The 25065-nt window shown below is 67.0% G+C and carries 21 protein-coding genes and 1 tRNA gene; 19 read left to right on the top strand and 3 right to left on the bottom strand.

What is annotated here, in order from left to right; genetic code table 11:
• Positions 1 to 345: 345 nt before the first annotated feature.
• A complete protein-coding gene (locus LBC97_09495) occupies positions 346 to 1110 on the bottom strand; it encodes an IclR family transcriptional regulator (GenBank protein MDR2566267.1) in 765 nt (254 codons plus the stop codon).
• A 189-nt stretch (positions 1111 to 1299) separates the two neighbouring features.
• Between LBC97_09495 and LBC97_09490 the strand changes: the two genes are divergently transcribed.
• From LBC97_09490 to LBC97_09415, 16 genes are all read left to right on the top strand, one after another.
• Positions 1300 to 2565 (top strand): ABC transporter substrate-binding protein, encoded by a 1266-nt coding sequence (locus LBC97_09490; protein ID MDR2566266.1) that lies wholly within the window; start codon positions 1300 to 1302, stop codon positions 2563 to 2565.
• A 129-nt stretch (positions 2566 to 2694) separates the two neighbouring features.
• Positions 2695 to 3639: a branched-chain amino acid ABC transporter permease gene (locus LBC97_09485; protein MDR2566265.1), complete on the top strand. Its 945-nt coding sequence runs from the start codon at positions 2695 to 2697 to the stop codon at positions 3637 to 3639.
• Positions 3636 to 4802 (top strand): branched-chain amino acid ABC transporter permease, encoded by a 1167-nt coding sequence (locus LBC97_09480; GenBank protein MDR2566264.1) that lies wholly within the window; start codon positions 3636 to 3638, stop codon positions 4800 to 4802. The genes LBC97_09485 and LBC97_09480 overlap by 4 nt, the downstream gene beginning before the upstream one ends.
• Positions 4789 to 5517, top strand: coding sequence for an ABC transporter ATP-binding protein (locus LBC97_09475; GenBank protein MDR2566263.1), 729 nt, complete (start codon positions 4789 to 4791; stop codon positions 5515 to 5517). The genes LBC97_09480 and LBC97_09475 overlap by 14 nt, the downstream gene beginning before the upstream one ends.
• On the top strand, positions 5510 to 6208 hold the full coding sequence (locus LBC97_09470; protein ID MDR2566262.1) for an ABC transporter ATP-binding protein: 699 nt from the start codon (positions 5510 to 5512) through the stop codon (positions 6206 to 6208). Before LBC97_09475 ends, LBC97_09470 begins: the two co-directional genes overlap by 8 nt.
• Before the next feature lie 30 nt (positions 6209 to 6238).
• Positions 6239 to 6931 (top strand): isochorismatase family protein, encoded by a 693-nt coding sequence (locus tag LBC97_09465; protein MDR2566261.1) that lies wholly within the window; start codon positions 6239 to 6241, stop codon positions 6929 to 6931.
• On the top strand, positions 6928 to 7863 hold the full coding sequence (locus LBC97_09460; protein MDR2566260.1) for a polysaccharide deacetylase family protein: 936 nt from the start codon (positions 6928 to 6930) through the stop codon (positions 7861 to 7863). The genes LBC97_09465 and LBC97_09460 overlap by 4 nt, the downstream gene beginning before the upstream one ends.
• A complete protein-coding gene (locus LBC97_09455; protein ID MDR2566259.1) occupies positions 7860 to 8786 on the top strand; it encodes a hypothetical protein in 927 nt (308 codons plus the stop codon). The genes LBC97_09460 and LBC97_09455 overlap by 4 nt, the downstream gene beginning before the upstream one ends.
• Positions 8783 to 10138, top strand: coding sequence for an MFS transporter (locus LBC97_09450; protein ID MDR2566258.1), 1356 nt, complete (start codon positions 8783 to 8785; stop codon positions 10136 to 10138). The genes LBC97_09455 and LBC97_09450 overlap by 4 nt, the downstream gene beginning before the upstream one ends.
• A 70-nt stretch (positions 10139 to 10208) precedes the next feature.
• Entirely contained in the window at positions 10209 to 10412 is a 204-nt protein-coding gene (locus LBC97_09445; protein ID MDR2566257.1) for a hypothetical protein, read from the top strand.
• A 604-nt stretch (positions 10413 to 11016) separates the two neighbouring features.
• On the top strand, positions 11017 to 13389 hold the full coding sequence (locus LBC97_09440; protein MDR2566256.1) for a penicillin-binding protein: 2373 nt from the start codon (positions 11017 to 11019) through the stop codon (positions 13387 to 13389).
• A gap of 16 nt (positions 13390 to 13405) precedes the next feature.
• Complete coding sequence (locus tag LBC97_09435) at positions 13406 to 15127, top strand: CDP-glycerol glycerophosphotransferase family protein (GenBank protein MDR2566255.1); 1722 nt, start codon at positions 13406 to 13408, stop codon at positions 15125 to 15127.
• Entirely contained in the window at positions 15120 to 16532 is a 1413-nt protein-coding gene (locus LBC97_09430) for a CDP-glycerol glycerophosphotransferase family protein (protein MDR2566254.1), read from the top strand. Before LBC97_09435 ends, LBC97_09430 begins: the two co-directional genes overlap by 8 nt.
• On the top strand, positions 16529 to 17476 hold the full coding sequence (locus LBC97_09425; GenBank protein MDR2566253.1) for a glycosyltransferase: 948 nt from the start codon (positions 16529 to 16531) through the stop codon (positions 17474 to 17476). Before LBC97_09430 ends, LBC97_09425 begins: the two co-directional genes overlap by 4 nt.
• Positions 17473 to 18510 carry a glycosyltransferase gene (locus LBC97_09420; GenBank protein ID MDR2566252.1) on the top strand — a complete coding sequence of 346 codons (1038 nt, stop codon included), beginning with the start codon at positions 17473 to 17475 and terminating at the stop codon, positions 18508 to 18510. Before LBC97_09425 ends, LBC97_09420 begins: the two co-directional genes overlap by 4 nt.
• Before the next feature lie 287 nt (positions 18511 to 18797).
• Positions 18798 to 19283: a hypothetical protein gene (locus LBC97_09415; GenBank protein MDR2566251.1), complete on the top strand. Its 486-nt coding sequence runs from the start codon at positions 18798 to 18800 to the stop codon at positions 19281 to 19283.
• 663 nt (positions 19284 to 19946) lie between these two features.
• On the opposite strand, the gene LBC97_09410 is transcribed toward LBC97_09415, so the two are convergent.
• A tRNA-Ser gene (locus tag LBC97_09410) sits at positions 19947 to 20033 on the bottom strand.
• A 10-nt stretch (positions 20034 to 20043) separates the two neighbouring features.
• A complete protein-coding gene (locus LBC97_09405) occupies positions 20044 to 20667 on the bottom strand; it encodes a nucleoside deaminase (protein ID MDR2566250.1) in 624 nt (207 codons plus the stop codon).
• A gap of 162 nt (positions 20668 to 20829) precedes the next feature.
• Between LBC97_09405 and upp the strand changes: the two genes are divergently transcribed.
• The 3 genes from upp to LBC97_09390 all read left to right on the top strand — a co-directional run.
• Positions 20830 to 21465, top strand: a complete 636-nt coding sequence (gene upp / locus LBC97_09400) for a uracil phosphoribosyltransferase (protein ID MDR2566249.1) — start codon at positions 20830 to 20832, stop codon at positions 21463 to 21465.
• Between the two features lie 388 nt (positions 21466 to 21853).
• Positions 21854 to 22726 (top strand): site-specific DNA-methyltransferase, encoded by an 873-nt coding sequence (locus LBC97_09395; protein ID MDR2566248.1) that lies wholly within the window; start codon positions 21854 to 21856, stop codon positions 22724 to 22726.
• A gap of 363 nt (positions 22727 to 23089) precedes the next feature.
• The coding region (locus LBC97_09390; protein MDR2566247.1) for an Ig-like domain-containing protein at positions 23090 to 25065 on the top strand (1976 nt) is incomplete at its 3' end.

The following is a 25065-nucleotide window of genomic DNA, read 5'->3' as shown; positions in this document are numbered from 1 at the left end:
TCATAGGTTTCCGTTCAGGTCTTGCGCTGGCCTAACGGAAAAAGCCGGTCCCGGTTCCATCAGGGGGAAGGTGCGCTATGTGGCGGCGCACCGCGATGGCTCCGGGGCCGGCACTTTTGGTTCTCAGGCAGTTTCCCCAAGGTGCCCGATGCCGTCTCCCGCGACCCCTCGGCGTCCCCTCCAGGCGCTTGGCTCGCCCCAGCCGCCGATGCCGTCCGGCCAGGAGAATCCATCCCGTGCTCCCGACGACACGACCGTCCCGCAGATTGATCCGGACGGGTTTGGCCTTGTTGCCGGGATCCGCGAGCCAAAGATCCCCGAGACGCGCACGGGGAAGCGACTGGTTCAGTTTTGGTCGCGGAGGCGGTCCGAAGCGCCTTGGGCGGCGGCCAGCACTAGTTTGGCGACCTCGGCCGCCTCTTGGTCGGGGAAACGCGACTCCAGATAGGCCACGGAGACTGACCCGACGGGCGCGCCGACGGCATCGAAAACCGGGGCTGCGATCGAGCTGGAATGCGGCACCCGCTCTGACGAGGTGTGCGCCCAGCCGCGCTGACGGATCGTTTCGAGGCGGGCGCGGATCTCCGCGGGGTCTACCACGGTGCGGGGGGTGAAACGCGGTAACGGCGTGCTGAGGACCAAGTCGATGTCGAGGGGGGAGACGAACGCCAGGATCGACAGGCCGCTGGCGCCGTTGGCGAGCGACTGCGTTTCGCCTATGCCGATCGCGATGCGGATATGCCGGGAGGACTCCACTTGGTCTACGTAAACCCGGCGGTGCCCAACGCGGGCGGCCAGGGTGGTGGTCTCGCCGGTCAAGGCACCCAGGTGCGCAAGGTATGGGGCCGTCGCGTTCACCAGCCGGCTGTGTGCCGCCGCGCGGCGGCCCAGCCCGATGGCGGCCGGTCCCAATTCGTAGCGGCGCGTGGCGGGATCCGCGGTGGCGAGACCTGACGCCACCAAACTCCGCAGGATCCGGTGCACCGCCGTCTTGCTGATCTCCAACTCGCGGGAGAGCTGGCTCACTCCCACCGGCGCGTCGTGGCCGCCTAGCGCCACCAGGACTCGGGCGGTCCTCACCGTGCCTGACGAGTCGTCAAGCCGCTCCATCTGGGCCCCTTTCCCCAAACTGTGTTCTGCTGAACGGAACAGTAGTCTGGTCGCCAGGATTATGCAACGCGCCGTTAACGCGGCGGCAACCCGCTCGATCTGCACGGGACATAGCGTCATCGGTCTGACGACACCCTGGTTCACCAATTGGACGTTCCGCGTAGCGGAATCAATGGAGAGGAAGACGACGTGTACCGGATTCAAAGAGCGGCGCTGGCCGTGGGCACAACAGCTTTGGTCCTGGCGCTTACCGCCTGCCAAGGGTCTGCGGTCAACCAGGCCGCGGGAGAGAGCCCCAAGGGAGACGGCGGATTGAGCGAAATTGTGATCGGGGCGCTTCACCCGTTGACCGGCGCCAATGCGGCGGACGGCCAGCAGATGGCCAATGCGGCTCAACTCGCCGCAGAGGCGGTCAACGCGGCCGGCGGCATCAAATCGCTGGGTGGGGCAAAGCTCAAGGTGGAGTCAGCCGACACGCAGGGCTCGCCGGAGACCGGTCAGAGCGAGGCGACCCGGCTGATCGAAGACGGCGCGGTGGCGTTGGTCGGCACTTTCCAAAGCGGCACCAGCGCCAACGTGGCGTCCGTCGCGGAGCGCAACGCCGTCCCGTTCGTGATGGACGTTTCATCGCTCGACGAGATTTTGGAGCAGGGCTACACGTACTCGTTCCGGCTGCAGCCCAACGCGAGCTTGATGGGGAAACAAGGAGCCCAGCGGTTGGTCGAACTGGCCGAGGATTCGGGCACGCCGGTTCGGAAGGTTGCCTTCTTGTACGAGATGGGCAATTACGGAGAGGCCGTGTACAAGGGGTTCATGGAGGAGGCGGAGGCGGCCGGGCTGGCAGTCGACCCCGTGATCGGCTACGACGCGGCGGCCGTGAGCGACTTGACGACGCAGGTTCAGCAGGTGGCGGCGTCGGACGCCGACGTGTTGGCGGTCGCCGGGTACTACCGCGACAGCCTGCTGGCGGCCCAGGCGGTGGGGCTGGTCAAGCCCGACGTTACGGCGGTTTTTGGCGTGGCCGACGGTGCGTTCGACCAGGACACGTTCGTTACGGACGCCCCGGACGGCGGAGAGGGCTACTTCGACGTGAACTACAGATGGGACGCCACCAACCCGGCGACAGTCGAACTGGCCGGGCTTTACGAGGAGCGCTACGGCGAGGCCATACGCACCTCCGCAGTTCTTACCTATGACGCGATCATGCTGTTGGCGGACGCGCTCGAGGCAGCGGGTTCCACCGAGTCGGCGGCGCTGCGCGACGCGATAAGGGGCAGTTCGTACCAGCCACTGGTCGTGTCAGCCGGTCCCGTCAGCTTTGACCCGGCGGGTGAAAACACAAACGCTGGAGCCGTGGTGACCCAGGTGTTAGACGGTCAGGTGCGGCAGGTCTTCCCGAAAGACGTGGCCGAAGTCGCGTACCGCTTCCCGGCCCCGTCCGTTGGCGGCGAATGAGCCGTTCCCAGCGAGAACGGAGGAACCGCGATGGCGATAACGCTTCCCAGGACGGAGGAACCCCCTGTCAAGGGTTCCAGCCCGCGCCCTGGCCGCAGTCTGGGCGGTCCGGGCCGCCGATTCCGCCCGGTGCCGGAGCGCGCGAAAGTGGCGCTGGCGACCATTGGAGCCATCGCGGCGGCGGCGCTGGCGGCTTGGTGGAGCTCCGGCAGTTCCGTTGTGCTCACCCAGGCCCTGGTCACGGGGTTCCTCACCGGCGGCATCTATTCCCTGGTGGCGATGGGGTTGACCCTCATCTACGGGGTGCTCCACATCATCAACTTCGCCAACGGTGCCCTGGTGGCTCTCGGCCTGTATCTGACTCTTCAATGCGTCGGCTATCTGGGGATCCATCCGTATGTGGCCCTCGCGTTGGTTATGCCGGCCATGTTCCTGTTCGGGGCAGTCGTTCAGGCAGTGCTGCTGAACCCGGTGATGAGGGCGCCAATCCAGATTCAACTGCTGGTCACCATTGGGCTGGCCTTGGCGATTGAGAACGGGTTGTTGCTGGTCTTCGGCCCCAACCCCAAAGCGGTGGCTCTGCCGGGAAACCGGGGCATCCAGGTGCTGGGGGCCACGATTGAGTTGTCGCGGGTCTACGCCTTCGTGGGCGCTCTGGCGCTGGTGGGGGTGTTCGCGTTGTTGCTGCAACGGACCCGGATGGGAACCGAGATCCGCGCGGTGGCCGCCAACCCCGAAGGCGCGCGACTGGTCGGGATCAACACCAAGGGGATCTATGTGGTGACCTTTGCGCTTGGCGCCACAGCCGCTGGCGCGGCGGCCGTCCTGGTTTCGCCTTTCACGACCATTGAGCCGACCGCCGGAGCCATGTTCAACCTGACGGCTTTTGTGGTGGTGGTGCTGGGCGGCATGGGCAATGTGCCCGGGGCCCTGGTGGGAGGGCTGGTGGTGGGGCTGACGGAACAACTCGCCGGACTGATCATGCCGAGCCAAAGCCCGCTGCTCGCAGTCTTCGTGGTCTTCATTGTGGTGCTGTTCTTGAGGCCGCGCGGAGTGTTCGGGAGCTCGGCATGACCGCGCCCGGCGCCGTGCAAGGCGCTCCGGGGCCAGCATCCTTTGGGCTGGCCGGGGCCGCCGGCCGCGAGGCGATCGCGCGGTCCGGCCGACGGACCTGGCGGTTCGGCGACTTCGCCGTGCTAGCGGCTTTCCTGGTGGTGGCCGCCGCCGCGCCATTCGTAGTCAGCGGCTCGCAACTGGCCGTCGCCAACCGCATCCTTATCTTTGCCATCATGGGGGTTGGCTGGAACGTCATGGCCGGGTTCGGGGGAATGTTCTCCTTTGGGCACGCCGCGTATTTCGGCGTGGGTGCCTATTCCACCGCCTATTGCGTGGTTGTGCTGGGACTTGCGCCGTGGCTGGGCATGGCGCTCGGGATGGCGTTGGCCGCCCTGTTCGGCGTGGGCATGTCCTATCTAGCGCTGCGCTACCGCCTGACCGGCGCGTATTACACCATGTCCACGTTCGCCTTCGCGGAGGCCTTGCGGCTGTTCACCCAAGGCAGCGAACCTCTGCGGCGAACGGTCGGTTTCGCCGTGCCGGTCCGGCAAGGTAGTTCTCTAGCCCATTTTCAGTTCCCCGCAGGCTCTCCCTGGTACTACTGGGTTGGCCTGGGCCTGTTGGGCCTGTGCCTAGCGGCGACCATCACGTTCGTCCGGTCGCGGGCGGGTCGCTTCACCCAAGCGGCTCGGGACGACGAGCTGGCCGCGGCCGCCTGCGGCATCAACGTGTTGCGGCACAAGCTTTGGGCGGTGGCGCTGTCGGCCGCCGTCACCTCGGTGGCCGGCGGCTACTACCTGCAGTACTACATGTTCATCGACCCTCAAATCGCGTTCGGGGCCCAGGTCTCCAACGACGCGATCATCACGGCGGTGGTGGGGGGCACCGGCACCATCTGGGGCCCCGTGATCGGGGCCATCGTGATGGCGCCCCTGTCTGACCTGGTCGCTGGCTTCCTGCGGCACCCGCCCGAATCGCTGGCTTGGCTGGCCGGCCACGGGGGTCTGGACATCATTGTGTACGCCGTGATTCTGATCCTGGTGGTGATGGCTCTGCCGAAAGGCATAGCGGGTTCGTGGAAGGCGTGCAGGGAACGGCGTTCGGGGAACGGGGCCCGAATGGGCGGGCGCCTGGCGACCCGTCTTCTGAGCGCGTTGGGGAGGCGAAATGGCGATTCTTGAAGTGCGGGCTGTCAGCAAGTCCTTCAAAGGCCTGCATGCTCTGACGGAAGTCGACTTGGCAGTGGATGAGGGCCAGATCGTGGGGATTATCGGCGCCAACGGCGCCGGCAAGACCACTTTGTTCAACTGCGTGGCGGGCGCCTTCCCTCCCACCAAGGGCCATGTGCTGCTCGGCGGGGAGGATGTCACCGGATGGCCGTCGCATCGGCTCGCTCGGCGCGGCCTGGTGCGCACGTTTCAACTGATGCGGCCGTTCCACACGATGACGGTGCTGGAGAACGTTGAGACGGCCGCAATGAGCCTTGGCCTGAAAGGCGCGCGGGCTCGCCGCGAGGCCGGGGCGGCGGTGGAGCGCACGGGCCTAGCCGAATGGGCACACAGGCGGTCCGGTTCGCTGCCCGCCGGCATGTTGAAGCGGCTCGAGTTGGCCCGGGCTTTGGCCATGTGCCCCAAAGTCTTGCTGCTGGACGAGGTGCTGGCCGGATTGGTGCCCTCAGAGCGGGCACCGGTGCTGGACCTCCTGGAGGCGCTGCGGGTCGAGGAGAAGGTGACAGTGGTGTTCATCGAGCACATCATGGCGGCGGTGCGGCGTCTCAGCGACGAAGTGGTGATGATGGATCAGGGGCGGGTTCTGGCTCGCGGCCAGGTGGAAAACGTTCTCTCCGACCCGCAGGTGGTGGAAGCCTACCTGGGAGGAGGGCCGAACGGTGCTTGAGGCAACCGCCGTGAAGAGCGGCTACCACGGCCTGGAGATCATCCATGGTGCCGATCTGCGGGTTGGGCCCGGCCAAGTCGTGGCCCTGGTGGGCGCCAACGGCGCGGGGAAGAGCACCTTGCTGAAAACCTTGGTGGGCGAGGTACCGCTCCACTCGGGTCGAGTGACTTTCAAAGGCGTGCCGGTGGAGGCAGGCAAGGCTCACGAGCTCGCCCGCCGGGGCCTGATGCTAGTCCCGGAAGACCGCGCGTTGTTCGGCCCGCTGACCGTTGAGGAGAACCTGCACATGGGCGAACGCGCCAGGATTGGGCGGCCGGGCCTGGGGGAGGACTGGGTGCTGGAGCTTTTTCCAATCCTGCGGGAGCGCCGCGGCCAAACGGCCAACACGCTATCCGGTGGCCAACAGCAGATGCTCGCCATAGCGAGGGCGCTCATGGGGGATCCGGAGCTGCTGATGCTGGACGAACCGTCCACGGGCCTGTCCCCCAAACTGACGGGAGACGTTTTCAACGCGATCAAAGCGATCCGCGACAAGGCGGTCAGCATCCTTTTGGTCGAACAGAACGCCGCCCAGGCGTTAGCCGTGGCGGATTGGGCGTATGTCCTGGAGGCCGGGTCGGTCGCGCTGGCGGGGCGTGGCAGCGACCTGGCGGCCGACCCGCGCGTGCAAGAAGCCTATTTGGGGGGTTGAACGTGGAAGCTGCAGACAAGGAAACATGACATGACGGACTGGAACGTTGAAGTTAACAAAATCAGGGAGCTGCGGGCGGCCCGGACGCGAATAGGGCCCGGGCGCAAACCCGCCGTCGTCGTGGTGGACTTCCAAAAGGCGTTCACCGAACACGACGCGATTGGGCCGGGTACGGCGGCCGTGTTGGAGCGGTCGAGCCGCCTGTTGGAGGCGGCGCGGGCGGCGGGACTGCCGGTCGTGTACCTGGTGATGATTCTGGACAGACTCGAGGACAGGATGCTGGCCCAGCGGGTGCGGTCATCCCTCACTGAAAAGTGCGAGCGCGGCAACCCTTGGACCGAAATCAGCCCCGTCGTGGCGCCGCGGCCCGGTGATCACGTGGTTGAGAAGACGGTGGCTTCCGGCTTCTACCGCACCGAACTGGACCAGCTTCTGCGCGGCCTGGGCGTGGATGAACTGATCGTGATAGGGACTTCGACCAGCGGCTGCGTGCGCGCCACCGTGGTGGACGCGGCCTATCGGAACTACCGCGTCAGCGTGGTGGAGGACTGCTGCGACGACTTCAGAGTCCTGTCAGGCGAGGTCAGCCTTTGGGACATGCAAGACCGTTTCGCGGACGTGGTCAGCTTGAGTGAAACGTTGGCGCGTTTGCCAGCGCTGGTCCACGCTCCGGCGGTGGGGCCGGTATTGGCGGCGGAATCAGTTTCGGCGGATGCGACATGAGCCGCACCGCCATCCCGATTGATGAGCGCCTGGTTTACGCCCCGTTGCCTCTCAGGCCTCAGCTGCGTTGGCCGGAAGGTAAAGCCTTGGCCGTGTGGCACGCGCCCAACGTGGAGCATTACGACTACATCCCTTTCGGCGGCGCGAGTCCGCAGGGCCGCGTGGCCGCCCCGGACGCGCAGCATTACATGCACCGTGATTTCGGCAACCGTGTGGGATTCTGGCGGATGCTGCGGGCGATTGACGCCTACTCCATACCCTGCACCGTTTCGTTGAGCTTGATGTTGCTTGAAACCGAGCCGGATATCCGGGACGCCATGCGAGAGCGTGACTGGGAAGTGATGAGCCACGGCATATCCAATCTGCGGCCTCTTTACGACATGAGTGAAAGCGAAGAGAACGAGTTCCTGGACCAATGCCAAGAACTGTGCGAGGTCTACTACGGGGTGCCCCTGAAGGGAATGTTGGGTCCCAAGATTTCGGGCACAGCCCTGACGAGCGATTTGCTGGCAGAACACGGGCTGATCTACCACGCCGACTGGATTCACGATGAGCAACCGCGGCCCCTGCGCACCCGGTCAGGCCGGCGCCTCGTTTCCATACCGTACAGCTACATGCTGAATGACGTGCCGCTTCTCCACGCCAAACACTATTCAGCCGACCAGTTCGTTCAGATGGTGACATCCCAGGTAGGTCGGCTGTTGCGGGATTATGAAAAGGACGGCCACGGCCGGGTGGCGTGCGTGGCCACCCACCCGTTTGTGATGGGCCAACCGCATTTGATTGGAGCGCTGGAGGAGATCTTCGATTACCTCCGCGCCGATGACCGCATTTGGCTGACCCGCGCCGGGGACATTGCCGACTATTACTTGGAACACCATTGGGAGGCGCAAATGGCGCATGCTTTGGAGTTGCGGGGGGAGCCGCGATGATCATCTTGAACGAAGGGGCGACTGTTTACGCCCCCAACTTGACCCGGACCAGTGGCCGGACCCGCCCCAAGTGGGGCCTGCCGGGCGGCCAACGGCTCGCCGTGAGCCTGTTGCTCCACGCACCGCGCTACCGGGACCCGCTGCCACCGGCGGCCGTGGGACCGCAGTCCATGCAGGGAGGGGTCGGCCGCGACACCGCCGAGCCCCGCTCCGGCCAGGTCGCGCGGGTCTCCCAGTGGGATTTTGGGCTCACCACCGGGCTTTGGCGATTGCTCGATGCCGCGCGGGACGTGGGTTTCCCCGCCGCCGTGGCGCTCGACGCAGACGGGGTGACAGGTATTCCCGGCTTGGCGGCCTTGGCGGCGGAACGGGCGGACGAGGTCGTGGTGCGCGGTCGCGCGGCAAACGTGTTGCTGCATTCGGGCATGACCGCCGCAGACGAAGCGGCGTACATAGAAGAGTCCCGGCGCATAGTCGAGGCCGGGACTGGCAAGGTCGCCAGCGGTTGGTTCTCGCCCGAAAGGGCCTCCACCCCAAACACCGCCCGGGCGCTCGCCGCAGCCGGCTTCAGGTGGTTTGGCGATTGGCCGATGGACGAGGTCCCGGTCCGCTTGGGGCAGGACGCGGCGGACCTCACGGCCGTGCCTTTCGGCGTGGACACGGAAGACATGTTCGCGCTGTATTCGAGGGGACTGCCGTTCGGAAACTACCGCGACCTTCTGCAGGCGACTGTTGACCGGTTGGTGGCGGAGGCGCAAGTGGTGGGGGCGCGCTTCCTCGGGTTGAGTTGGTTCGGCTGGGTGCTTGGCCAAGCCTGCTTCGCCGATGTGGCCTCAGACTTCCTGGCCGGGTTGACCGGACGATCCGACATCTTGCCCGTCCTGCCTTCGGAGGCTGCGGCGCTTGCGGCGCCATTGCCGTGACACGGCCGGGTGATCTGCCGAACTCCATCGGCTGGGCGCTGGGTTCCGGCACCATCTTGCAGGGCTTGAACTCGGCTGTTCTGGCGGTCGCGCTGGTGCCCATCAGCCGCGACCTCGGTGACTCCGAGGCACTGGCCTGGGTGGTTTCGGCGCTGTATCTTTCCGCTGCCGTCAGCTCGCCGACGGGAGGGCGTCTGGCTGACCTCTTCGGCCCGAAGCGCGTGTATTTGGTCGGTTTGGCTGTGGCGCTGGCGGCGGCGGTCGCTGGTCCTTTCGTGCCGTCGATGGGTTGGTTGATTGTGGACCGCTTTGTCCTCGGGATCGGCACCGCCTTGCAGTTCCCAACGGCCATGGTGGTGATCCGGGGAGCGGCCGGCAGGCTGGGGGCGCATCCCGGCTCTGCTCTTGGGGTCATCGCGATGTGCGGCCAGACCACGGCGGCCTTGGGACCCACCATTGGCGGCCCGATCGTGGCGTTGTGGGGATGGCAGGGGATCTTCTGGGCCAACGTGCCCGTCATAGCGAACGCGGCGTTGTTGGTTTGGCGGTTCGTGCCAGCCGATCCGCCGCGTGAGCCGTCAACTTGGAGGCAAGTCCTGCAGACCCTCGACCCAGTTGGTTTGGCGTTGTTTGTGGGCGCGTTGGTGCCTTTGATGCTCGGATTGTTGTCGCTAGAGGACCAGCCGCAATGGTGGTGGTTCGGAGCGTTCGGCCTGCTGGCAGCCGCTGTTGTGTGGTGGTCCTCCCACCGGGCCGAGCCTTTCCTGGACGTGAAGGTCTTGACCCACAACAGGGATTTGCTGCGGACCTGCGCGCGGGCTGTGGCGACTTTCATCTCGTTCTATTCGGTGTTCTACGGGCTGCCCCAGTGGCTGGAGGGCGCTTGCGGGATGCCGCCGGAGAAGGCCGGCCTCCTGGTTTTTCCGGTCTTCGGCGTGGGCCTGGCCTCCACGTTTGCTGCCTCCAGGGTTGCTCGCCGCGTCCGGCCGCGTGTGCTTTTGGCGGCGGGGGCCGCCGCGATGGTCGCGGCCGGCCTGGTGGCGACCTTCTTCCTAACCGATCAGGTGCCGGTGTGGCTGATCGTCTTGTTCGGCTCGCTGGCCGGCGCCCCGAACGGGTTCAATAATCTGGGCAATCAGTTGATCCTGCACGGCGCGGTCGGAGAGGGCCAAGCCGGGGTGGCGAGTGGCCTTTACCGGACTTCGCAGTACGTCGGCGCGGCCCTGGCTTCGGTGGTGGTGGCCGGCGCACTCAACGGAAACGGAATCGCGACGCTGGGGGTGTGGATCGCTTCCATCGGAGCGTTCCTGCTTGCCGCTTCTTTGCTGGCGTTGATCCGTCACAAGGTCTGAACGCGGAACCCTGGACTGGGCGGCCCCGCCCGACAGGATCGGCTACTACTACTACTACCTATACCTAGACATGACTTCGAAAGGAGCCGCCGACGCCGTGTCATTCGGCCAGGAGAATCTCGCCCTTTTCGACGCGGCGGGCTTGAACGGGTTCGACGCCATCATCACGAGGGACCGCCGCCAATTGCGCGATCCCAACGAGCGCGCTGCGCTGCGCGAGAACTCTCTGCATTGGGTCGGCTGCGTCCAAGAAACGTTCTCGGGTGAGTCATAAGGGGACTCTTGCTAAGTCGGCCGAGTCAAAACCGGACGCTCGCCGTCCGCGGCGAGATAGAGGCGGACGCTCGGCAGGTTTGGGACTCCGAAAGGCTCGTTCTATCTCACTTCGCGCGGTGAGGGTCCGATTCTGTCCGGGCCGCTTTCTTGTAGCCGCAGGTCAGGCCAGTACGGCCGCCCAAGGCTGAGTCAAGATCGGACTCTCGACCGCCGGGATGAGTCAGGAAAGGACTCTCGGCGTGTCGAAGCCGTCGAGGGTCCGGTCCTATCTCGTTGCGGCGGGGCTTGCCTCAACACAGCCCGCTGGGCGCCCGTCACGCATCGGGCGGGCGCGCGGCTGGGCGGCTGATCCGAACTGGCTCGGAGGCTGGGGCGGGCGGGGACGGCATCGGGCACTGTGGCGTGACCCCGCCCGGCGGCCGGAAGTAGGACGGCGCGGACGTGCGGGCGGGCTGCGCTCCACGCGAAATGCGCCGGATTCCGGGGAGATTTGGTGCGAGGAGGAAGGGCGGCCTGCGCGGACATGAGAAAGTAGTGCAGTGGCTGGAGCAAGTGGCGGCAAGAAACCAGGTCGGCGAACGGCCGGTCCGGCGCCTCGCCAAGTGGCGGCGAACGGGGGGCTGGCGCCCCGCCGGGTCTCGGCCAGGAACGCGGGCGCGCAGACCCCTAGTCCGCCCCAGGGGGCGGACTTCGTCCCCGGCGGCAACAACCTGTCCCGGCGGTTCGCCGCCAACCCGACGCCGGTGCGCGGCAGCCTCCTCGCGGAGCCCCAAGGCAAACGGGCGCCGGGCGCTCCGAAGCGGTTCACCCGGCGGGGGAAGCCCCGCTACGGGTTCTTCAACTATCCGCGCCGGCAGTACACGGGCTTCCACCGGTGGGTGCCGTCCTGGCGTTTCCTGTGGTGGAGCTTTGTGCTCGGGGTGGGCCTGGTGGTGGGCGGCTTCATCCTCGCGTACCAGATGATCGACCTGCCCAAGCCGGCGGACTTCGCGCAGGCGCAAACCTCGACGGTTTACTATTCGGACAACCAAACGGTGATGGGCAAGTTCGAGGTCCAAAACCGGCAGATCATCGACATAGGCGACCTGGCCGAATCCACCAAGAACGCGGTGATCGCAGCTGAGGACCGCACTTTTAGGACCAACGCCGGGGTTGACCCCATGGCGCTGGCCAGGGCGTTCTACAACAACCTGAAGGGCGGCGAGCGGCAAGGCGGGTCGACCATCACCCAGCAGTACATTGAGCGGTATTGGGTTGGGAAAACCACTACCTCGCTCACTGGAAAGTTCAAAGAGGCCATGCTGGCGCTCAAAGTCACTCGGGAAAAGGACAAGGACGAAATCCTGAATGACTACATGAACACCATTTACTTTGGGCGGGGCGCCTACGGCATTCAAGCTGCCGCGCAGGCGTATTTCCACAAGGACGCGGTGGACTTGACCACCTCAGAGGCCGCCCTGTTGGCCGGGATGATCCCCGCCCCCAGCGCCTACGATCCGGAACAGAATCTGGATGCGGCCACCACCCGTTGGAATTACGTCTTGGACGGAATGGTGAAGATCAACGTCCTCGCGAGCGCCGAACGGGCCAAGCTTCAGTTCCCCGAGTTCTTCCCCTACGAGGTGCCGGACGTGTACGCCGGGCGGCAAGGCTACCTTTTGGAGATGGTGCGCCAGGAGTTGATCACGAAGGGCGGGTTGACGGACGCACAGATCGGCAGCGCGGGGCTGAGGATCACGACGACTGTGGACAAGGGCATCCAGGACCAGGTGGCGGAGGCGGTGGCGGGTCAGTTGCCGGACGACACCCCGGCGGGGCTGCACGTAGCCGTCGCGTCGGTCGAGCCGGCCACGGGCGCCATCAAGATGATCTACGCGGGCGAGGACTACATGGTCCGCCAGCAAAACGCCGCCACCCAAGACATAGCGCAGGCTGGATCGACCTTCAAGCCGATCACGTTGGCGGCGGCGCTGGAAGGCGGCTGGAGCCTGGACCAGACCTTCTCCGGGAAGTCGCCCATCACGATTGGCGACTGGAAGGTTGAGAATTCCGGCAACGCGCAGTACGGCAACATCACCCTGTTGAAGGCCACCCAAAGCTCGGTCAACACGGTCTTCGCGCAGCTCAACGAACAGGTCGGGGGGCGCACCACCATGGAGGCGGCCATCGCGGCCGGGATTCCGGCCGGCACAAACGGCCTTGACGACGACTTGACCAACGTGCTCGGCACCGCGAGCGTCCACGCGATCGACATGGCGAGGGTCTACGCCACCTTCGCCTCCCAGGGGATGCTCCACAGCACCTACATTGTCGAGTCGGCGGTGAGCCCGGACGGCAAAGAGGTTTACACGGGCCGCAATGCGGGCCAAAGGATGTTCAAGGAAGACACCATGGCCGAACTCACCTACGCGCTCACGCGGGTGGTGGAATACGGCACCGGCACGGCCGCAGACCGGTTGGGCCGCCCGGTGGCGGGCAAGACCGGCACCTCGGAAGACAACAAGTCCGCCTGGTTCTGCGGTTACACCCCGCAGTTGGCGACCGCGGTCGCCTTCTATCAGGAGGGCGAGGGCGGCCAGGCGGTCCCCATTGAGCCGTTCGGCCAGAACGCCGTCATCCAGGGCGGCGGCCCGCCCGCGCGCATGTGGGCGGCCGTGATGGAGGTGGGCCTGGCGGGCCAGCCCGTCGAGGAGTTCCCCGACCGCCCCAAGAACCGCAACAAGCCGACCGGCGGGCCGCCGCGCGACCAGCAGCCGTCCCCGAGTTCGGCCGCCCCGACCGCGCCGGAATCCCCGACCCCGCCGGCTGAGCCATCGCCCACCGCCGACGACAACCCGGTCGAGCCCTCCAACGAGCCGTCGCCCCCGCCGTCCGGCCGTCCCTCCGGCCCGGCGACTTCGCAGCCGGCGACGTCCGCCCCGCCCACCCCGCCCGCGTCGCCGCCCGCCTCGCCCGCGGCGGCTGGAGGCGGTTAGCCATGGTCAAAGCGCCATGAGCCGTCCGTCGTTCCTGCCCCAGGTCCCGTTGGGGAACATAGTCTGGGCCCTGGAACTGCCGTTGGCGGCGCTCAATTGTTGGGCTTTGTCCACTTTGGCGGTGGCTTGGGCGGGCGGTCCGGTTCCGTTGGTGGTCTCCATGGCCGTCGTCAGTTGCGCTGGCGCCGCCGCTTTGGGCGCCCGCCGGGCCGGCTCCGAAACGGCCGCTTTGGTGGGGAACTACGTCTTGAGCCGTTTGGCCGCGCTTTGCGCTGTTTTCAGTCTTTCATTGCCCGATGCCGTCTCGCCTCGCCTCGCCGCCGTCGCCGCCGTGGCCGGTTGCCTGATGGCGGAGCCGATTGCCCGCGCGTTCAGAGCCCAGGCGTTCCCCTACGCGGCGGCTTTCCCCGGGGTGAAGACCAGGACGGTCCACGCGCCCACGGCCATCATCTTTTGGGTCAACCTGGGCGCGACTTTGCTGCTTGTGTTGGCGGGCGGGCTGTGGCCCTGGGCTCAGGTGGCGCTCGGGGCCGGCGTCGCTTTGGCCAACCTGGTGGTGATGGTGAACGTGGCGTGGTTCGCCATTGGGCGGCTGCGTTTCAACGCGCGCCTGCCCCAGTTGTGGGAGTCGATGCGGCCCGCTTTCGCCGTCCACTGGCAAGCCGCCCGGGGCTCCATCCACCAGCTGACCATGTGGATGGATTACCTGGGGCAACTCGGCAAGCCGTTCTTCGTCATCACCAGGACGCGGGAGAACTTCCTCGAGGTCACCCAGACGTTCGATGTGCCGGTGCTGCACCGGGTGGGCTTGGACGCGGTCGAGGAGGCTTTGAGCCCTTCGCTCAAGACAGTCTTCTATGTCAACACCGCGATCTTGAACGACCACATGTTGCGCTACCCGCACCTGAACCACATCCAGCTCAATCATGGCGATTCGGACAAGATCGCCAGCTATTCGCCGGTGTTCCGGGCCTATGACAAGGACTTCGTGGCCGGGCAGGCCGCCATTGACCGCTTCGCGGCGGCCGGGTTGGCGACCGCGCCGGACTTCTTCGTGATTGTCGGCCGCCCGCAGGTGGCGGGCGTGGAGCCAAGCCGGGGACCCGTGGCCGGCCTGGATTCCCCGGTCGCCCTGTACGCGCCAACCTGGACGGGCAACACCAAAGATTCCGACTACACGTCGCTTCGGCGCGGCCCTGAAATTGTCCAGGCGTTGCTGGTCCGCGGGTGCACGGTCATTTTCCGGCCGCATCCCTACTGGGAGAAGAATTACGCGACCGCCGCCGGCCGGGCGGCGGTGGTGGCTTTGCTGACCAGAGACGCGGCCCTAACCGGGCGGGGGCACGTTTTCGGGACGGTCGCGGAGAACGACTGGTCGATTATCGACTGTTTCAATCAGTCCGACCTGATGATCTCCGACGTGTCCTCCGTGGTGAACGACTACCTGTATTCCGAAAAGCCGTTCATAATGATGGCGGTGACCGCCGAACCGGAAGGTTTCGCCGACGAGTTCCCGGTGGCGCGGGGCGCCTATGTGGTTGACTATTCCACGCTTCAGGGGTCCGGGGGCGTTGTCCCGGAGGCGGGGCCGCAGACCCTGGAGGCGGCTCTCGACGCGATCTGGGGGGATGATCCCCTGGCCCCGGTTCGGCGCGAGCTGAAGACCTATTGTCTGGGCGACATCCCGCGCGCGGAGTACGCTGGGCGTTTCCTTCAGGAGGCGTCCAAATATGTCTAGGGCAGCGGCGGCGTTGGCACCGCAAGTGCTGGCCGCACGGGCTTTCAAATTGGCGATTACGCTGGTCCGGGGCTCGGGACTGCTGCCAAAGTCAATCCCGGACGGACGCGGCGACGAATCCCAGTTGGCGTTGGCGCCGCCGCAGGCGGAGGTGATTGTCTACTTCGCGGACACCGTCAACGGCCTCTACCAACTACGGCCCTGGTACAAGGCTTTGCGGGCCCTGCACCGCGTTCACCGGCTGGTCATAGTCGGCACCGATTCGCGGGCGGTCAAAACCATCCGACGTGAATCCCATTTGCCCGCGTACACCATTTCGCATTATTCCTCGATCGACCTGATCTTGGCGAAGAGCCCGGTGCGCCTGGCGCTTTACATAAACCATAACGCCGCCAATTTCTCAATGCTGGCCTTCCCGCAGCTAACCCATGTTTCGATTATGCACGGCGACTCGGACAAGGTTGTCTCGGTGTCCGGGCAAACCAAAGCGTACGATTTCACTTTCGTGGCGGGGCAAGCGGCCGTTGACCGGCTCGCGGCGAATCTGCCCCTATTCGACGCGCCCGCGCGCTGCGTCATCATTGGCCGCCCGCAGGTGGACTTCGCGTCGCCGGCCGAAGGGGATGCCGGGACGGGAGGGACGGCATCGGGCGACAAGAACGGCGGGCGGCGCGTGGAGGCTGGTCGCCCGAAGGAGGTGCTCCCAGGGGGAGGGGATGCTGGGACGGCCGGGGCGGCATCGGGCGACAAGAACGGCGGGCGGCGAACGGTGCTTTACGCGCCGACATGGGAGGGCGGAACCGATTCGGCGGCCTATTCGTCGCTGGCGGCCCACGGCGCCGCGATTGCGGGCGGGCTGCTCGCGGACGGGCGCTTCCGGGTGGTCTACCGGCCGCATCCGCTGACCGGCACGCGGGTGCCGGACTTCGCGGCGGCGGACGCCCGAGTTAGGCAAATGGTCGCGGCGGCGGCCAAGGCAGAACCGGGCGCGGGGCACAGGGTTTCCCTGGGAGGCGACGCGGGAGACGAACTGCGCCGGGCCGACCTGCTGATCTGCGACGTGTCGTCGTTGGCGATCGACTTCCTGGTGACCGGGCGGCCGCTCACCATCACGGTGCCGCCGGACGGCCAAGCGGTGGTGGCTCCCACCCCCCTGCTGGAGCTGACGCCGCGCTTGGGGCCGGAACAGGTCCGGGCCGTCGGGGACTTCGTGGCCGGATTGGCGGCGGAAGACACGGGCCGGTCGGACCGGGCCGCGCTGGCCGAATACTACCTGGGCGACACCCGCCCCGGCGCGGCCACGGCGCTGTTCATCGAGGCGTGCGGCCGGATGATCGCGCTGACCGAATCGAACCAGGCGAAACTGGCGGCGGCCCGCGGCGGCCCGGAACGGGGCGCGCCGTGAAGATTGTGGCGGTCGTGGTGGCCTACAACCGGCGGGAACTGCTCAGCGGCACCCTGGACGCGCTGGCCGCGCAGACGCGGCCGGTGGACGCGGTGCTGGTGGTGGACAACGCCTCGACCGACGGCTCGGAGCAGATCGCGGCGGCCCATGGGATAGTCACCGAGGTTCTGGCGCTCACCCACAACACCGGCGGTGCGGGCGGGTTCTGCGCTGGCATGGCGCACGCCCTGATGCGGCTGGCGCCGGACGCGATCTGGCTGATGGACGACGACACGGCGCCCACCCCAACCGCCTTGGCGGAACTGGAGAAAGCCTGGCTGGCGTATCCCGGAAAGCTGGCCGTGGCCAGTTCGCGTGTGGTCTGGACCGACGGGCGCGACCATCCGATGAACACGCAGCGCCAAAGGCTGTTCGCGTCGCGGCGGCGCCGCCGGCAGGCGCGGCGGGCAGGCGGGACGCCCATCCGGACGGGTTCGTTCGTGTCGATTCTGATCGACGCGCACACCGCCTGGCGGCACCGGCTGCCCATGGCTGACTACTTCATCTGGGGTGACGACCTCGAGTATTCGGCTCGGCTGCTCCGCCGGGGCCGAGGCATCCTGGTGCCCGCGTCCGTGACCGTGCACCACACCAAGGAGTTCGCGTCCGGGCTGCGGGCGCCGGGCGACCGGTTCTACTACGAGGTCCGCAACAAGCTGTGGGCTTTCGTCAAGTCGCCCGCGTTCGGCCTGGTCGAAGGCTCGATCTACTTCGCCTACACGGTGTTGGGGTGGCTCGGCGCCGTCGCCCGCTCGCGGGATAAGGTCCGCCTGCTGCGGGCCGGACTGCGCGGCCTGAGGGACGGATTGGGCCGCCGCCCCCGTCCGAACGCCGAAGTCCTGGCCGGCCAAGGCCGCTTGACCGCCGAGGTCGCGGCGGTGGACGCGCGGGTGGTCCGGGGATGAGCCCACCTTCGCCGCTTCCCTCCGCCCCGCGCTCGTCCCCGGCTGTGGGTGGCCGGGACGGCGACCTGTCGGCCGAAGCCCCGGCGGAGGCGGCGACGCCGCGCGACGCCGCGCCCGTTGACCCGCAGCCGCCCCGCAATCGAATTGGCACCGCCGATTTCAGCGTTTTGATGCCTGTCTATTGGGCTGACCAGCCAATTGACGTCGAAGAAGCCTTCCGGTCCGTGACGGATCACCAGGAACTGGCACCCGCTCAAGTGGTTGTGGTCCGGGACGGCCCGGTGGGGCCGGCGTTGACCGACGTGCTGGCGGCGCTCGCGCGCCGCCGCGGCGTCTCATTGGTGACGCTGCCGGCCAACCGGGGTCTGGCTGGCGCGCTCAACGCCGGCCTGGCCGCCTGCCGCTTCGACGTGGTGGCGCGCCAGGACGCGGACGACCTGTCCGCGCCGACCCGTTTCAGTTGCCAGGTGCCATTAGTCCAGTCCGGCGAACTGGACCTGGTGGGCAGCGCCATGCGCGAGTTCAGCACCGGTTCGGTGGGTCCAGCCGGGTCGGCTGCCGCGAGATCAGCCGTTGCCGCCAAGGCGATCGGTGGCGTTGGCCCCGTCGGTGCGGTCACGTACGGCCGAATCCGTTCGTATCCGCTCACCGAGCCGGAGATCCGGCGGACCGCCAAACTGATCAACCCGTTCGCGCACCCGACAGTGGTCACCCGCCGTTCGTTGATCCTGGCCGCGGGCGGCTACCGCAACTTCTTTCACTTGGAGGATTACGACCTCTGGGTGCGCATGCTGCAGGCTGGCGTCAAGGCCGCCAATCTGCCTGATCCGCTGGTCGACTACCGGGTTTCGCCGGCGGCCCGCCGCCGTCGCGGCGGCTTGAAAACGCTGCGCGCGGAGGTGGCGCTCCAACGCGAGTTCCTGGACTCAGGCTTCATCAATCGCGCTGAGTGGCTGCGCGACTTGCTTCTGCGCGGTGGCCTGGAGCTGGCCCCCGCCCCAATCTTGTCCCTGGCGCTGCGCCATCTTCTCTGACCACCGGCAGGCGGCCGAGCCCAGCCAAACGACGAGTCTTGCGGCGCCCTCCCCCGCGAAACCCGCCGACGGCCGAGCGTGGCAGATGACAAGGCAAAAGGAGCAGCGCCCAGGGTCAAGACCCTTGCGGAGGCGGGCCAGGTTGGCGGCGGCCGCCGTCGTGGGGCTTGCCGCGCGTCAGGTTGCCCAGCTGCGAAGCTCCAAGCAAACGGTCGTGGATCCTTTGACCGCATCCGCGTTGGCGGCGGAACATAGTCGGATCACGTCGAGTCACCCAAAGGACCACCATGAAGTCGCAGCCTGTTGAGCCGAAGCCGCAGGCGCCTCCCGGTCCGGCACAGTCGTCTGGCCAGACGCAACTGCCCCTCGACTCGACCAGGCGGCCTGACCCGACCCGGCGGTCCGACTCCGCCGTGCCGTCTGTCGACCCGGCCCCGCCGCCCGCGGAGGCGGTGGCCAGGGAGAACTGGCGAGGGAGGCTCGGCCTGACGCTGTCGGTGGTCGGATTAGGCCTGGCCGTGATTGTTGTGGCGGGCTACACGTTCGTGCCATGGCGCTACCTGATCGAAGTGGCGGTGATCGGATTGGGCGCGGGTTTGGCGGGCGCGAGGATCTCGCGCACAGGCGTCAAAGCCGTCGAGGCGGGGAGAGCCACCAACCGGCGAATGGCGTCAGCAGGGGTCTTCTTTGGCCATGTGGCGGTCGGGATTGTGATTCTCGCCGCGGTGATCCTGGGCCTCCTGATCCTCCTATTGCTCTTGTCCCTCTCCTGACCGCGTGTTCGCCGCACGCCCACGTTTTGGCAGGGCCGGATCCTTGTTCATTTCGCGGTCTTCGCCAGGCGTTCCTCGCGCTTCCCATGCGGCGAGGCCACCCCGCACTTCGCGGACCGGGTGGGCGGATACAAGGCATCCAAGGGAGCAATCCAATTCCCGCTCTCGGCCAACCGGTCGGCCACGCCCTCATCTCGGGCATTGTGCGCTGACGGGTGGGGACCAGATCGCGACCTGATCGCCGGGCGCGCGCAACCCGCTCTGTTCAAGGCGCGTCGGTAGTTTGCATAAGCCGCGCACGGCGGGCCAAGTGCGACTTTGAAGCGTTTCGTGATCCGTTGGTGGATCACGATCGTGTTCTTGGTTGCGCTGATGGGTCCCCGAGGGGGTTTCGGCGCGGGCGAGTGCGACCTTGAGGCTCTTCGTGATCCGTTGGTGGATCACGATCGTGTTTTCGGTTGCGCTGATGGTCCCCGGGGCGTCCTTGGGCGGGTCAAGTGCGACTTTGAAGCGTTTCGTGATCCGTTGGTGGATCACGATCGTGTTTTCGGTTGCACTGTGCGGGGAGACACTGGCACCGACCGGTCGGCGTCATCACGCGGCTCGCCCGCGCTGCCCCCGGAAGGGGGAGTGTTTACGCAGATCAGAGGGCTGCCGGTAAAGCGGTGGCGGCGGGATTCGAACCCGCGGTGGAGTTGCCCCCACACACGCTTTCGAGGCGTGCTCCTTAGGCCGCTCGGACACGCCACCGCCGGAAAGGCTACCAGGCTTGACGGGTCTTCTCTCGCCGCGAGGCGAAAAAGGCACCTAGAAGCGCGGCGCATTCATCAGCTAAAACGCCGCCGATCACCTCAGGATGGTGCAGCGACCCCCGGTCGCGCGGCAGGTCCCACACCGAACCGCACGCCCCGGCCTTCGGGTCCCAGGCCCCGAACACAACCCGGTCCACCCGCGCCGCGATCAGCGCGCCCGCGCACATAGCGCACGGTTCCAAGGTCACAACCAGCGTGCAGCCGTCCAGCCGCCAAGTCTTCAACTCCGCCGACGCGGCCCGCAACGCCACCATCTCAGCGTGCGCCGTCGGGTCGTGGTCGCGTTCGCGCCGGTTGACCGCGCTTGCAAGAACGCCACCTCCCGGCGCGACCACCACGGCCCCGACGGGCACATCGAGGCTGGCCCGATCGGTGCCGGCAGGGGAGTCTGGACTGGGCGCAACGGCACCGGCCGGCCGGTCTGGGCTGGCCTGAAAGGTTTCGGCGGGGATGTCGCGACCGGCCCGGAAAGCACCGACGGGGGTGTTGGGGCTGTGCTGGGCGGCGCTGGCGGCGTGGGCCAAAGCCAGGCGCATGGAGGCCTCCCAAGGCTGCGCAACGGGTGAAGACACCCAACCATTGTGGGGGTTCGGGCCGTGGGCCTGGCCACTCGGCCTGGCGACTGGACCTGGCGATAGGACCCGGCGACAGTGGGACTGGCGACAATGGGACTGGCGACCAGGCGGGGCGTTCGGCGCATTCGGCGGCGCGCCGAACTTGGGTAGGTTGGACTCATGCAGGTGCACATCGCCGAACACCCTCTGATAGCCCACAAGTTAACTGTGCTGCGGGACAAGAACACGGACTCGCCGACTTTTCGTGCGCTGGTGGCGGAGTTGGTCACGCTGCTCGCGTATGAGGCGACCCGCGAGATCGACGTCCGCGACCACGCCATTGACACTCCGATCGCGCCGATGGTGGGGGTGGAGTTGTCGCGGCCCCGTCCAATCGTGGTGCCAATCCTGCGGGCGGGTCTCGGCATGCTGGACGGCATGTCGCGGCTGGTGCCCACGGCTGAGGTCGGATTCTTGGGATTGCAGCGCGATGAGGAGACGCTGCAGGCCATCACCTACGCCAACCGATTGCCGGATGACCTGTCGGGACGGCAGTGCTTTGTGCTGGACCCGATGCTCGCCACGGGGGGCACCCTGGTGGCCTCGATCGAGTACCTGTTCGACCGGGGAGCGAAGGATGTGACCGCCATTTGCATCCTGTGCGCGCCGGAGGGCCTGGCGGCGGTCGAATCGGCGCTGGGGAACCGCGGCGCGGTCAAGATCGTGACGGCCGCGGTGGACGAGCGTCTCAACGAAAAAGGCTACATAGTCCCAGGTTTGGGGGATGCGGGAGACCGCCTCTACGGCATCGTCTAGAAAAAGGGCGGCAGGCGACTTCCGGGACAATCCGCCAACCGTGGCAACGCGGACGGCCATCCGCGCGGCGTCGCAAGGCAGGGGGACGGCCCCGATCTCGAGGTCTTGCCGGGCGGGCCGCCGGAACGGAAAAGGTACCCTCCCCATTTCGGGCGGGGCGCCGCAAACGGGAAAACAGGTACCGTCCCCGTTTTGGGTGGGCGGTCCGGAGCCCCGATGAGCGGAATCGCCCAGCCACTTTGAGTACTCTTACCCACAGGTCTTGCGCGCAGGCCCCGAATCTGTGACAACCTTGATCTGGCGCCGGTTCCTCCCCCCGATGGGCCCGGCGCCATTCTCATGCCCAAAAACCCCGAGCCGGAACGGCCAGTAGGCTAGCATTCCAGGAATGACAGAGCCGACCGCCAGTGAAACCGCAGGCTGGCGGGCCGCCGGCCCAAACTTGGTCTTCGCGGGCGACAATCTCCCGATCATGCGGGCCCTTCCCGCCGGCGCGTTCCGGCTCATCTACCTGGACCCGCCTTTCAACAGCGGGCGCGCCCAGAGCCGCCAAACCACTAAGGCGGTGCGCCGGGAGGGTGCAGGCCGGGTCGGCTTCAAGGGGCTCACCTACGAACTGGTGCGGGGACGCGTGACCGGGTATGACGACGCGTTCTCGGATTATTGGGGGTTCCTGGAGCCGCGTTTGGAGGAGGCCTGGCGGCTGCTGGCCGGCGACGGCACGCTCTACCTGCACCTGGACTACCGCGAGGTCCATTACGCCAAGGTCTTGCTGGACGCGTTGTTCGGCCGGACTTGCTTCCTCAACGAGATCATTTGGGCTTACGACTACGGCGCCCGCACCAAGTCACGGTGGCCCGCCAAACACGACAACATTCTGGTTTACGTCAAAGACCCGGCGAACTACGTTTTCAACGCCGATGCCGTGGACCGCGAGCCGTACATGGCGCCCGGTTTGGTGACGCCTGAGAAAGCGGCGAGGGGCAAGCTGCCGACCGACGTCTGGTGGCACACGATCGTCTCGCCGACGGGGCGCGAGAAGACCGGCTATGCGACGCAGAAGCCGGAGGGCGTCTTGCGGCGGATTGTGCAGGCGAGTTCCCGCCCCGGCGACTGGGTGGCCGATTTCTTCGCCGGCTCCGGGACCACGGGGGCGGTGGCGGGCCAACTGGGCCGCCGCTTCGTGCTGGCGGATTCGAATCCCGCGGCAATCGAGACGATGCGCCGCCGCTTGGACCCGTCCACAGTTTTCCCCGCCTGACCCGTCAACCGCTCCGAGGACAAGGGGGACGGTACCCAAAATGGGGACGAAAATGGGGACGGTACCTATTTCCGCCAAGCCGGAAATAGGTACCGTCCCCATTTTGCGAGGTACCGTCCCCATTTTGTGAGCTTGGGCGAGGGCCCGAAATGTGGGTATTTCTGCGCAAAACTGCCGGTGGCGGGCCTTGGCGGTCGATAGCGTGCCTGCGGGAGCACTGCGCCCCAAGCGTGCGTGCGCCTTCAGCCCCCAGCCGCACACGACGAGGTGACCTCCATGTTTAAGCGCACCGCCAGTCATTCTTCCGGCCTAGCAGGAGCCGGGCGCAAGCTCAGGCCGGCAGCCTGGCGCCGACCGGCGGCCATGGCGACTGCGGTGGTCATGGCGCTCGCGGGCCTGACGGTGGCCCAAAGCTTCACGGCCGCGCGGCAGGCCAACGCGGTGCCACCGGAAATGGGGGCTTCGGGCACACACATTTTCCCGGAGCCGGACCGGCATAACCCGCAGGTCATAGCCGACGGCGAGTCGTATTACGAGGTGACGGTCTTCGCCAGGGCGGGCGGGCAAGGGGGCGAGCCCCAGCCGGCTGGCGGCGCCAACGTCTTCTTCCGACTTGTCCCCGAGGACGGGGCGCCGGCCGACGGCGCGTTCTTCCCGGACCACGGCGAGACGGACCAAATACACATTCAGTTGCCGCCAGAGGGAGTTTTCCACTTCCGCGTGGCGGCCACCGCCCCAGGCACGTACCGGGTGCACGGGATAGCAGAGGAGACGCACCAGGTCTTCATCGATCCGGAGTTCTTCTTCGCCCCCGCCGTTCCGGCCAGCGCCGCCAAGTCGACCGCCACCATCCAAACGGGCTCGCGTCAGGCCAACGCCCAGGATCCGGCGGTGCTGGAGGACCCGGACCTGATGGAACGCCTTGAGGTGACCGTCAAATTGCGGGACGCGGATGACAACCCGGTGACGGACGCCGCGTCCGGCGGCCCCGGACTGAAGATTCAGGCAGCGGCGACAGACCCCCTGAACGGCGCCGGCCTGATGTTCCTCAGCCCGGAAGGGATGATCGGGTGCCTGGAGGGACTGGACTCGGTCACGGGGCAGTGCGAATCCGGCGAATACTGGACGGCGGTGAGCTCCTCGACGCCCGGCGACCGCGAGTTAGAGGTTGTCTACGCTGACGGCCAGCCGGGCTCCTTCAAGGTGGCGAACTCGCGTGACACGGGTTCCACTGTGTTGTTGGCCCACTTCTATTTGGAACTGAGCTTGGAGCACTCCACGCTGATGGTTTCCCCTTCGACCCCGCCGAACAACCCGGATGATCCGGCGGACGACGGCGCGGGCGTGCCGGACGCGATCCCGGCCGGAGCGACATACCAGGTGACGGTGACGCTCTGGGACGCCGGTCGTATCAACCGCGTCGACGAGGGATCGGTGTACTTGACTCTCCAAGGGGCGGACTGCCACGCGACTTTCTCGAACGGCGTCAAGACCGAAGCGGCCTTCAAAGCCAACGCCCAGGGCCGCGCCACCACCGAGGTGACCAGCGACCAGGTCGGCGAGTGCACGCTTTATTGGGACGAGGACGACCCGTCGAAGGTCAAGCAGTTGGTGTGGGTTGACGGGTCGATTGACGTGGCCAGCCCGAAGACCTGGTTCAGCGTCTCAACGGCGGCGGTGCTGGCGGACGGCCAGGACCAGGGTGGGATTGAGGTCCAGCTCTTTGGCGCGAACGGCAAGGCGGCGACTCAGCACGCCGACGCGATCACGGTGGCGGTCCCGGACGGCAGCGGAATCAGCGTGGAGTCGTTTGCCCACACGGGGAACGGCCGTTATGTGGCGGCGTTCACCGGCACGGTGGCCGGCCAGCACTCCATCGCCGTCAAAGTGGACGGCCAAGACCTCTCCATCCAGGCCGGGATAGGCAACGCCACCGCGCGCCTGGTGGAGGCGGACCAGCCGCCGCCCGCGGCGGCGCGCTCCGAGGCCACCGTCACCTATCGGGCGGACCAGCGGGCCAACCACGACCGGCCGAACTCGACGGTCGCGGAGTGGGGCCGCCAAACCATCAAAGCGACCCTTGAGGACGCGTCCGGCAACCCGGTCACCCGCGCGGCCAGCGACCTGGTGGCCGCCGCCGCGCCAGGCGACCCCCTAGACGGGTTGGGTCTCTATTTCGGCAACGGGCAGGCTTTCGCCTGCGAGCAGGCGCCGGTGGACGGCGAGTGCCTGAGCGGCGTCTACACGCTGGACGCCTATTCGTCCAAGGCGGGCGAGCGCCAAATCACGGTGACGTACCGGCCCGGCACTCCGGACGCGTTGGTCTTGGTCAACGGCGC

The sequence above is a fragment of the Bifidobacteriaceae bacterium genome, from assembly GCA_031281585.1.
Taxonomy (GTDB): domain Bacteria; phylum Actinomycetota; class Actinomycetes; order Actinomycetales; family WQXJ01; genus JAIRTF01.
This window is presented reverse-complemented; position numbering and strand designations above follow the sequence as displayed.